The sequence below is a fragment of the Verrucomicrobiota bacterium genome (assembly GCA_027622555.1).
In the GTDB taxonomy this organism is placed as follows: domain Bacteria; phylum Verrucomicrobiota; class Verrucomicrobiia; order Opitutales; family UBA2995; genus UBA2995.
In genome coordinates, this window is the sequence record JAQBYJ010000163.1 from 1 (window position 1) to 9,764 (window position 9,764).

Annotated in this window: 6 protein-coding genes and 1 pseudogene; all 7 read right to left on the reverse strand. The window is 52.1% G+C overall.

The genetic code is table 11. From position 1 onward, the window contains the following. Window positions 1–466: 466 nt before the first annotated feature. Window positions 467–1,951 carry a DUF1501 domain-containing protein gene (locus O3C43_23310; protein MDA1069415.1) on the reverse strand — a complete coding sequence of 495 codons (1,485 nt, stop codon included), beginning with the start codon at window positions 1,949–1,951 and terminating at the stop codon, window positions 467–469. Continuing rightward, window positions 1,948–4,698, reverse strand: a complete 2,751-nt coding sequence (locus tag O3C43_23315; GenBank protein MDA1069416.1) for a PSD1 and planctomycete cytochrome C domain-containing protein — start codon at window positions 4,696–4,698, stop codon at window positions 1,948–1,950. Before O3C43_23315 ends, O3C43_23310 begins: the two co-directional genes overlap by 4 nt. 98 nt (window positions 4,699–4,796) lie before the next feature. Next, a complete protein-coding gene (locus tag O3C43_23320) occupies window positions 4,797–5,387 on the reverse strand; it encodes a DegT/DnrJ/EryC1/StrS family aminotransferase (protein MDA1069417.1) in 591 nt (196 codons plus the stop codon). After that, window positions 5,384–6,334 carry a glycosyltransferase gene (locus O3C43_23325; protein ID MDA1069418.1) on the reverse strand — a complete coding sequence of 317 codons (951 nt, stop codon included), beginning with the start codon at window positions 6,332–6,334 and terminating at the stop codon, window positions 5,384–5,386. The genes O3C43_23320 and O3C43_23325 overlap by 4 nt, the downstream gene beginning before the upstream one ends. A 7-nt stretch (window positions 6,335–6,341) precedes the next feature. Continuing rightward, the gene (locus tag O3C43_23330) at window positions 6,342–7,454 is read right to left on the reverse strand and encodes a DegT/DnrJ/EryC1/StrS family aminotransferase (GenBank protein ID MDA1069419.1); all 1,113 of its coding nucleotides are present in this window, start codon (window positions 7,452–7,454) and stop codon (window positions 6,342–6,344) included. Then, window positions 7,451–8,392 (reverse strand): annotated as a pseudogene (locus tag O3C43_23335) (WxcM-like domain-containing protein). The gene O3C43_23330 and the pseudogene O3C43_23335 overlap by 4 nt, the downstream one beginning before the upstream one ends. Before the next feature lie 139 nt (window positions 8,393–8,531). Then, window positions 8,532–9,764: hypothetical protein (locus O3C43_23340; GenBank protein MDA1069420.1), on the reverse strand; the 1,233-nt coding region annotated here is incomplete at its 5' end.

Genomic DNA, 9,764 nt, shown 5'->3' on the forward strand with positions numbered 1-9,764 from the left:
GATTTCGGAGGAGATGGTTTGTGCGGTATCAACGGTGCGGCGTTGATGGCAGGTAGGGCAGATACCGCGTTGCTTGCAGGTGAAGGGAAGCAGGTATGATCCGGTATTGCTCCACAATCCGGTCTTGTCGCCCTTCGGGCTCGGAACGTGGTCGCAATGGTCGCAACGGACCCGCAGGAAGCCTTGGTTGAGGTCACCGCAGCGCAGAAAGCGATTAAAGGCGTCCTCCAGTTCTTGCCGGAGCGCTCCCAGCGTGGGCTGGTACTGGGTGGGATAAACTTGAAAGAAATCGTCTAGAGAGGATTTCAGGCATTGCCAGAGTGGAGAGGCTTTGGCCTGGCGGGGTCGGTAAGATTTGCACACTCCGCAGAATAGTGAACATATGTATACTTACAGCAATAAATTGATATCCACAGGTTATTCACACGCTTTAATGACTTTCCCTGTGTTTTGAGAATAATTGTGCCTATGCTAGGACATCCTTGACCACGTGACCGTGCACGTTGGTCAGTCGACGTTCGATGCCGTTGTGGTAGTAGGTGAGGCGTTCATGATCGAGGCCCATGAGGTGGAGGAGGGTGGCGTTGAAGTCGTAGACCGTGACGGGATCGACGGCGGCTTTGAAGCCGAACTCGTCGCTTTCGCCGTAGCTGAACCCTTTCTTCACGCCGGCGCCGGTCATGAAACAGGTGAAGGCATCCGGGTTGTGATCGCGACCGGTACCATTCGCTTGCAAGAAGGGCATCCGGCCGAACTCGGTGCACCAGACGACTAAGGTGTGATCGAGGAGTCCGCGGCGCTTGAGGTCGTGGATGAGGGCTGCAGTCGGTTGATCCATGATCTCCGCCTGCATCGCATGGGTTTTCAAAATATCGCTATGAGAATCCCAATTGGTTATGCCGTTGCCACCGGAAGGGTCGCTACCGTTAAACAGCTGCACGACACGCACGCCCTTTTCAACCAGACGTCGTGCGAGGATACAGTTCTTGGCGTATTCGCGTTTCAGATCGCTGCCTTGATCGGTGCCATATTCTTTGTGAATGGATTCCGGTTCATTCTCGATGCCCATGACCTCCGGAACAGAGGTCTGCATTTTGCCGGCCAGTTCATAACTCGCGATGCGAGCCGCCAAGTCTGCGTCACCTGGGTATTGCTCCATGTGCTGCGCATTAAATCGCTGTAACAGGTCGACCGTTTTCTTATCGTCGTGGGCGGAAAATCCCTCGGGTCGCACGAGATTCGCCGGTGGGTTCTTGGCATTGAAATCGGTGCCTTGAAATGCTGCAGGTAGAAACCCGTTTCCAAAATTGTTTTTTCCGGAACGGGCCAGGCCGCGTGGGTCATTGATCGCGACAAATGCAGGGAGCTCTTCGTTTTCAGAGCCGAGCGCATAGGTGACCCAGGCACCAAAGGAGGGAAACCCTTCCATGGTAAAACCGGTGTTCATAAAGTTCTCCCCTTGCGGGTGAGCGCTCGTCTGTGTGGTTAAGGAGTGAAAGAAACAAAAGTCGTCCACTTGCTCAGCCAGGTTGGGCAGGAGGTCGGACACCATTTTACCCGTTTGACCCCGGGGCTTAAAATCCCAGAACGGTTTGGCTATATTTCCACTCGGGCCTTCAAAGGTGACGGCTGGAAGATTGGGTGGCTTCTTACCGTGCATGTCGAAGAGTGCCGGCTTGTAGTCAAACGTGTCGAGATGGCTGACTGCGCCAGGACAGTAGATAACCAGCACCTGTTTCGCCTGAGCCGGGAAGTGAGAGGGCCTGGGTGTGTAGGGATTATTCGAATCGATGTTAGGTCGAATCGGCGCCTTGCCAAACATGCCTTCATCTTTTGCGATCAACTGAGATAATGATAGCGCACCAAGTGACATGCCCGCTTGTCCGAGGAAACCACGGCGGCTTAGTAAACGACGGCCGTGAAAGGAAATTTTTTCTTCTGGGTTGTTCATGGCAGGAATGCAAATTCGTTGGAATTGATTAACGAGCGGCTGACCAATTGCAGGCCGCCTGATTCGGCAACTTCGAGGGAAGCGTCTAGTTCCTCTTGAGTAGGCTCACGCCCCAGTATGATTTGGAATAGTCTGCGAGTCGCGTTTTCATGCCCACCGTCGGTTTCGGCGACAGCGCGTTGAGCGATTAGCTCAGTCTGCTGCACCGTAAGCGGACTGTTCATGAGATTGAGCGCCTGTAACGGTGTAGTGGATACGGGCCGTTTTGGGTTAATCTGTCCGCAGTCTGGAAAGTCAAAGGCCGTAAAGTTTCGGTCGTCTACACGGCGCATGCGTTCCTGGTAGATCATCCGCCGCCAGGTATCAGGACCGTGATTGTCCACAACTTCCCATTGAGCGTAGGTCTTTTTTTCATTGTGAATTCTGTAGCTCTTGCCGCCAAGGCGTGGGTCGAGTTTTCCAGATGCGAGGAGGATACCATCCCGAATAACTTCCGCTTCGACCCGTCTGGGCGGAAATCGCCAGAGGTAAAGGGAGGATCCATCAACCGCCAAGGCTTCTTCCCTCGGTGCGCTTGATTGTCGGTAAGCGTCTGTCATTAAGATGGTTTTAATAAGACCTTTCACTGACCAGGGAGTTGCGTCGGATAGGGTAGGGTTCACAAACTCGGCAGCAAGCCAGTCAAGAAGCTTTTGGTTGGTGGGGGGCGCCCCCACGGTTCCGAAGTCTGCGGGTGTGGGCACAATACCCAATCCGAATAGGTGACCCCATATCCGATTGGCCATGACACGGGCTGTTAACGGATGTTCAGGATTGATAATCCATTCGGCAAACCGTATACGGCGTTCAGGATCTGGAGATGAAGTTTCAAGACCAAGATCGCCTTGCAGAATATCGAAACCGGCCGGTGCGACTTCGAGCCGCGGACTCTCAGGATTGCCCCTATGAAAAACATAGGAAGTAACTGGCTCGATAAACTGGCCTACAAAGCTGGGCTGCGGTCCTTGCTCGTTGAGTTGGATGACCATATCGTGGATACGCTCAATCGATGTTAGGAGTCCCGGATCTTCCGGTTGGTGGGTATTAGTGGCGATCGCCTGCCAGCTTCCGTCTTCGAGTTGGGCTTCAAGGGTGTATTTGAAGTTCGTCTCAGGTGTGTAGGCGGTCAGATAGTCGGTTTCCAGATAGTAATGTTTGTTAGAGCTGATGACCAGACGATCGACCGATTGCGGTTCTTCAAACTCAAGAATGATCCAAGGCTTTGCCTGTGTTTCGTCAGGCGCTTTGGATCGCCAGCGATTAGTGCTCAGTACGCCGTCATTGGCAAAGAACACCTCACCGCGGATCTGAGTCATCGAATCGTCGGTTCTTGCAAGGGTGCCATTGCCGGAGAACGCCAGGTTGGTTTCTCCCGTTTGGTCACCATAGAGCTCGATCTCCTCAACACCGACCGACTGGGTGTGAAATGACAGACGCATGGCCTTGGTTTTCGTAGCCGGAAAATAAAATTCGTTCCAGCCGGTCCAGTCTTCTTCCCAGGCTTGATTTTGTGCGCGGAGTTTTGCTCGTTCCTTCTCGATTTTTCGGGTCAGCGTTTCCTGGGTTTCCAGAAGCGGGTTGTCTTCATCAAGCTCTGGATACCGGCTTCCGAATTCCACGCCTTGAAAGACGGCGGTTAGTGAATAGTAATCCTTAATCGATATCGGATCGAACTTGTGATTGTGGCAACGCGCACAACTCACGGTCATGCCCATGAGGGAGGCGCCCACCGTTTGCATGATCTCATCCATGCGGTCTGCGCGGGCCTGCCTAATGGCGGATGGTTCGCGTCCTACCGTGGCAGTCGGAACATGCGGTCCCGCAACGAGAAATCCCGTGGCTTCTCCGACGCCCAGTTGATCGCCCGCTAATTGTTCGAGGAGGAATTGATCATAGGGTTTATCTTCGTTAAAGGCGTTAATTACGTAGTCACGGTAGTACCAGGCGTTCTTGCGGTAGAGGTTCGCTTCGGATCCATTGGTCTCTGCCCAGCGAATGACGTCGAGCCAGTGTTGTGCCCAGCGTTCTCCGAAGGGTTCAGATTCCATGAGTTCGTCCACGAGACTCTCAAATGCCAGGTCAGCGTTCTTGGCGTGAGCTTGCTGAAATGCTTCAATACGCTCGGGGGTGGCCGGTAGGCCGGTCAGCAGTATTGACGTGCGTCGGATGAGCGCTCGGGCATCGGCCGGTGCGTTAAATGCCAGTCCTTTTTCATCGAGCTTCTCTCGCAGAAAGGCATCGACCGGATTATTGATTCCTTTTGCCCAGGGAACCTCTGGCCGCTTGACGGGTAGCAATGACCAGTGCTCGACTTCGGGCAATTCTGCGTCTTCTTCAAAGTCATCGGGAAGAACGGCTCCTTGGGCGATCCACTTCTCCAATAGAACGATTTCCTCCTCGGGGAGTGCCTCCTCTTCGTACGGCATCCTATATTCTTCGTCCTGTTCTCTGACCAATTCGATCAAGTAACTCTCTGCCGGATTGCCGGGGACAATGGTCTCAATGCCAGACCCACCGCCTCCGATGAGCGTAGCTTTGCGGTCCACTCGAAAATCGGATTCCACCTCATCGGGACCGTGACAACTTAAACACCGAGCCTGCAAGATGGGTTCGATATCGCGGTGGAAATCGATGACCTCTTGGGCTGTAAGCGCTTGGCAGCCAAAAAGTGCAATTGCCGCGCAGGCAGTCTTAAATGGATGGGACATAGAGAATATTCCTTAGGGTAGTAACAGACGGTATCTTAGGAATAATCCTAGCATAAGTGCTTTGCCTGAACGCAAGATATTCGTCCGTTTGTTTATTATTACTGTGAGATTGCCCCGAAAAATGGAGACCCGTTGTGATCCTCTTCTTTCATGCTCGTATAGAACGGCAAGCGCACGATTCGATCGCTAACATCCTCTGTCACAGGACAATCCGCTATCCCCCATCCGCTATTCATCATTTTTGTCGCATATTCACTCTTATTTAAGGGAAGGTAATGAAAAACAGAGGTGATACCACTCTCCTTGAGACGCGAAATAAACTTTGTCCGCGCTTCCAGCGATGGCATAATTAAATAATACATGTGCCAAGCCTGGTCGCAATGCTCCGGCACTACCGGCCGCCGCGCTCCATTCGCCGCCGCCCAATGCGCCAACTCAGCGTCATACCGCTCCCAGATCGCTCGGCGCTTGGCTTGGATTTCCTGCCACTTGTCGAGTTGACCATAGAGGAACGCCGCCAACACATCACTCATCACGAAGCTCGACCCCACATCCACCCAGGAGTATTTATCCACCTGGTCCCGGAAAAACCGGGCCCGGTTCGTGCCCTTTTCACGAATGATTTCCGCGCGCTCTTCAAAGCGCTCGTCATGATTTGTAAACCCGCCGGGAAAATTCTGTTTGGTCATTCTTTAGTCTGGCGAGGTTCGAATGCCGTGATTTCCTCCACGACCGCCTCCCCATGACGGTCCATTTCTCGGTAAATTCTCCAGACATACTCACCAAGTAGGCCAAGGAAAATAAAAGCGCATCCATTCAGGAATCCCAGTAGGGCCGCAAGGGCTGCGAAGCCGGGCACTTCAATTAATCCCAAAGCCTTTCCCAAAACCACGACTGTGGCGTAAGCGAAACATCCCAAGGCGATGAAAAAACCGATGCCGGTCGCCAAGCGCATGGGCTTGACAGAAAATCCCACACTGGAATCTATGAAATAGTTGATTTTTTTTCGGAATGTCCACATCGATTTCCCGTGCTCCCTTTCGCGGCGATGGTAGGTGAGAGTTTTTGCCGGAATTCCCAGAGACCATGCAAACATGGCCAGATTCTTGTTGTGGCCACAGCGAAGCAAATGGGGCAGAAATACCTTATCCATAATCGCCATATCGAAGCCTCCATCCGGGTAGCTCGGCATAATGAGCAAGCGCACCATCCGATAATTCAACCAAGCAAAAAACTTGGTCACCAGCGGATCCTGCCGCGAGGATCGCGTTCGAACCACAAACCGCTGGCCCATTTTCCATTCCTGCACCATTTCGACAATCAATTCGGGTGGGTCCTGCAGATCGGCAGCCAGATAAGTGAAGCAATCGCCGCGGGCATACTTGAGACCGGTTTGAATCGCCACCATCGAGCCCTGATTTGAAAGGTGGTTAAGAACGATCGTCTTAGGGCGACGGGATTGGATTTCCTGCAAGATATCCAAGGATTTGTCGCGGGATCCATCATTCACAAAGATCAATTCCATTTCCACCCCGGTCGCGGCAAGATCGCGCTCGAGGTTGACCAAGGCCTTTTCCAAATGAAGAAGCGAGGCCTCGTTGAAATAAACGGGAACGACGATGGAAAGTTTTGGCATTGTCTAATTAGAGGATTACCTCAAGGGCATTAATCACGGTTTGAATCACCCGGTCCTGTTGGGCTGTGGCAAGATGCGGCCCCAGCGGAAGGCTTAAGGTTTCGCGGTGGATTCTTTCGGCGATGGGAAAACTTTGGCTGGCGACTTTGTGATGCGCATAGGCTTTTTGCTGATGAGGCGGGATCGGGTAGTGGATGAGCGTGCCGATACGTGCCCTTTCCAGATGCTCGCGAATGGCATCCCTCCTCGAGTGGCGAAAGGTATAGAGATGCCAGGCGTGCTTGGCCCTAGGGCGAACAACCGGAGTGGTTAGAGGAAGATTCGCAAATGCCGCTTGGTATCTCGCGGACAAGTCTTCCCTGCGGGCATTCCATTCCTCAAGGCTGCCGAGTTTCACACGCAAAATCGCGGCTTGTATTTCTTCCATGCGATTGTTGTAACCCGGAACCTCGTTCACATAGCGGACCGCACTACCGTAATTGCGGAGTGTTTTGAGGGATTTCACCAAGGCCTCATCATTGGTGGTCACCGCCCCGGCATCGCCGAGCGCCCCGAGGTTTTTGCTGGGATAAAAGCTCCAGGCCACTGCATCACCGTGCGCCCCGATCCGGCGACCCGCGATCTCAGCCCCATGGGCTTGCGCTGCATCCTCGATCACCTTCAAGCCGTGCCGACGGGCCATGGCAACAATCTCCAGCATGTCGCAAGGGTGGCCGTAAAGGTGCACGGCCATGATGGCTTTGGTTCTGGGCGTAATAGCCGCCTCGATCTCCTTGGGATCGATGAGGCAGGTATCCCACTCCGGCTCCACAGGCACGGGGTCTGCTCCCGCCATGGTCACCGCTAACCAAGAGGCGATGTAGGTATTTGAAGGCACGATCACCTCGTCACCCGGCCCAATCCCCCAGGCTCGAAGAACCAGATGCATGGCATCCAAGCCATTGCTCACGCCCACGGAGTGTCGAGCCCCGCACCAAGCCGCCCACTCGCTTTCGAAGGCTTCCAGTTCCGGGCCGAGCAAATACCAGCCACTGTCGAGCACACGCCGGATGGCCGCATCGATGGCTTCCCGTTGTTCCGCCACCGCATCGCCAAGTTGTAGAAAAGGAATCTTGCTCATGGTTGCTCCTCACTGTCGGCCAGAATTTTTAAAAACTCATCGTAGTCCCGAATGTAATCAGCAGAATCATAGGGGTGGGAGGCAAAAACCAGCAACACGGCATCCGCTGAATACTTGTATTGGATTCCTCAAGTGAGCGGTGGCAAGTAGAAGCCCAGGGCTGGGTGATCCAGCAACACCTCGCGGCGCTTGTTGCCATCGTCAGCCACCACAGCCACGCTACCATGGGGCACGATCAGGAATTGGTGGCACTTGCGGTGCGCGTGCTCGCCGCGCACTTCCTTCCCGGGGACACCAAAAACCAGAAAATGCCGCTTGGGCTGGAAAGGAAGCTCTTTTTCAAAATCGCCAGCCGAGAGATTGCCACGCAAATCCTCCACAAACGGGAACCTGTGGAGCGAGGCCTTGCCCACGCCGAAAGGCACCGCACCAAGCGCCTTGTCTTGGGTGGTCTGAAGTTTGATGGTTGCCTGCTCCCCGGCATTTGCATACCCCACGATGCGTGCAGGATTGCCCACCACTTTGGCGTAAGGTGGCACGGACTTCGTGACCACGGCCCCGGCACCCACCATCGCCTTGCGGCCGATCGTGATTCCCGGCAGAATCGTGGCGTTAGCCCCGATGCTCGCCCCCTGGCATACACGCGTTTCCAAAATGGGTTTGGAGTGGTCTTTGGAGCGCGGAAAGAGATCATTGGTGAATGTGGCATTGGGGCCGACAAAGACATCATCCTCGAGGTGAACCCCGCTCCAGATTTGAACCCCGCACTTGACGGTGACACGATCACCAAGCGTTGAATTGCCTTCTATAAACACCCCGTCGCAAATATTGCAATCCTTCCCAATGACCGCGCCCGGTAAAATATGGGCAAATGCCCATATCTTGGTGCCGTATCCGATTTGCTCAGATTCAACAAGTGCACTTGTATGTTTAAACATAATTTTTAATCCGCTTGTAGTATTATAAGTAAATTAAGATTAATTTCTTCTCAGGAAAACAAACCAAAACTTAATCAGAATCGTTTGCCATCAAAGATTTCACATTCAGTCATTCCAATGACGGGCATCTAATAATTTTTTACTTTGCTGTGGCCACGTTGATTTGCCGGATATCAAGTTCCGCAGTGTCCCCATCGCATTCTTTGATGTCGAGCTGAACTTTCAGATTTTTCCGAGGTTGCTGGAAGGTGTGCGCCACTTCGATCAGGGTCTCCACGCCGGGCTCCAAGACAATCTGTCGGGCCGTGCCTTCGTAGGGTTCATTCGTGTCGTGACGCGCCAAACTGGCCGAGAGGCTCATCTTTTTGGTGCTGCTCACCTTGAGTGAGGCTTTCAGAGTTTCGCCCGAGTCCGTGGCATGCTCTATGCGGTGAATCCACAAGCGTTGCTTGGCTTCGGGGTCGTGACGGTAGAGATATTTTGTGTCGGACTGTTTTTCGAAATGCGCCGTTTGTGCTTTTGGAGCATTTTGAGTCGCACCTGACTCATTTTTAGTAGTAGAGGGGTCATATTTTGGGTATGGCCAGATGAAAGTATTTCGCCGCTGCTTGGCCGGACTGTATGGCTCGGCTTCAAGCAAGCTTTTGCCTGCTTGGATAAAAACAGGCTTCTCCAGCATAAATACAACCCCATCATATAAAGAGAAATTTCCTTTTTCATCAATTTGATATACAAAAGTCGGGCGGTCTTTCTCAAGGCCCTTCATCCGAATTCGGCTACTTCGTTTGCCTCTTAACTCCCAATATTCGGAGTCATGGTCTTTGTATTTCTTTACGAAAGGAAGTCTTGAAATTGAAGACTGGGGCCCAACAAGACCTATAATATCATCCCGCCCAGAAATAAATTTTAAATACCATGTGCTCCAATGATTATAGCCACCCGTTGGAGTTACAAAATCCCCTTTAGACCACAAAACAACAACTTGAGACTTTTCCGGCCATTTTTTTGCGACATTCTGAAAATTCTGACTTAAAAAATTCTGTAGATTGAGTCGACTAAAGTAGGTAGTATTCGTTTTTTCAAAAACTAAGTAACCATTAACCAATATAACTAATAAAAGGCATATTGATATTAATTTATTTTTAGCATTTGTGAGCTTAAAAAAACCAATGGCGGCGACAAATAAAATTATAAACAAAAGAGAGAAAGCCAAAGATGCCACGAGATATCTATCGTGCATGTGGGTAGTTATAGAAACGGGCCCAAAACTAAGCGCTGACAAGACGAGGGAAGCTAAACCAACGCTTATCGATTTTCGGTCTAAAATAGAGACATCTAAATTAATATCTATGAGATTTCTTTTGGCGTTTAA

Excerpts from the sequence above, each read along its gene's own strand:
- O3C43_23320 (MDA1069417.1), bottom strand. The coding sequence starts at position 5,387 with ATGACCAAACAGAATTTTCCCGGCGGGTTTACAAATCATGACGAGCGC.
- O3C43_23325 (MDA1069418.1), bottom strand. The coding sequence starts at position 6,334 with ATGCCAAAACTTTCCATCGTCGTTCCCGTTTATTTCAACGAGGCCTCG.
- O3C43_23330 (MDA1069419.1), bottom strand. The coding sequence starts at position 7,454 with ATGAGCAAGATTCCTTTTCTACAACTTGGCGATGCGGTGGCGGAACAA.
- O3C43_23315 (MDA1069416.1), bottom strand. The coding sequence starts at position 4,698 with ATGTCCCATCCATTTAAGACTGCCTGCGCGGCAATTGCACTTTTTGGC.
- O3C43_23310 (MDA1069415.1), bottom strand. The coding sequence starts at position 1,951 with ATGAACAACCCAGAAGAAAAAATTTCCTTTCACGGCCGTCGTTTACTA.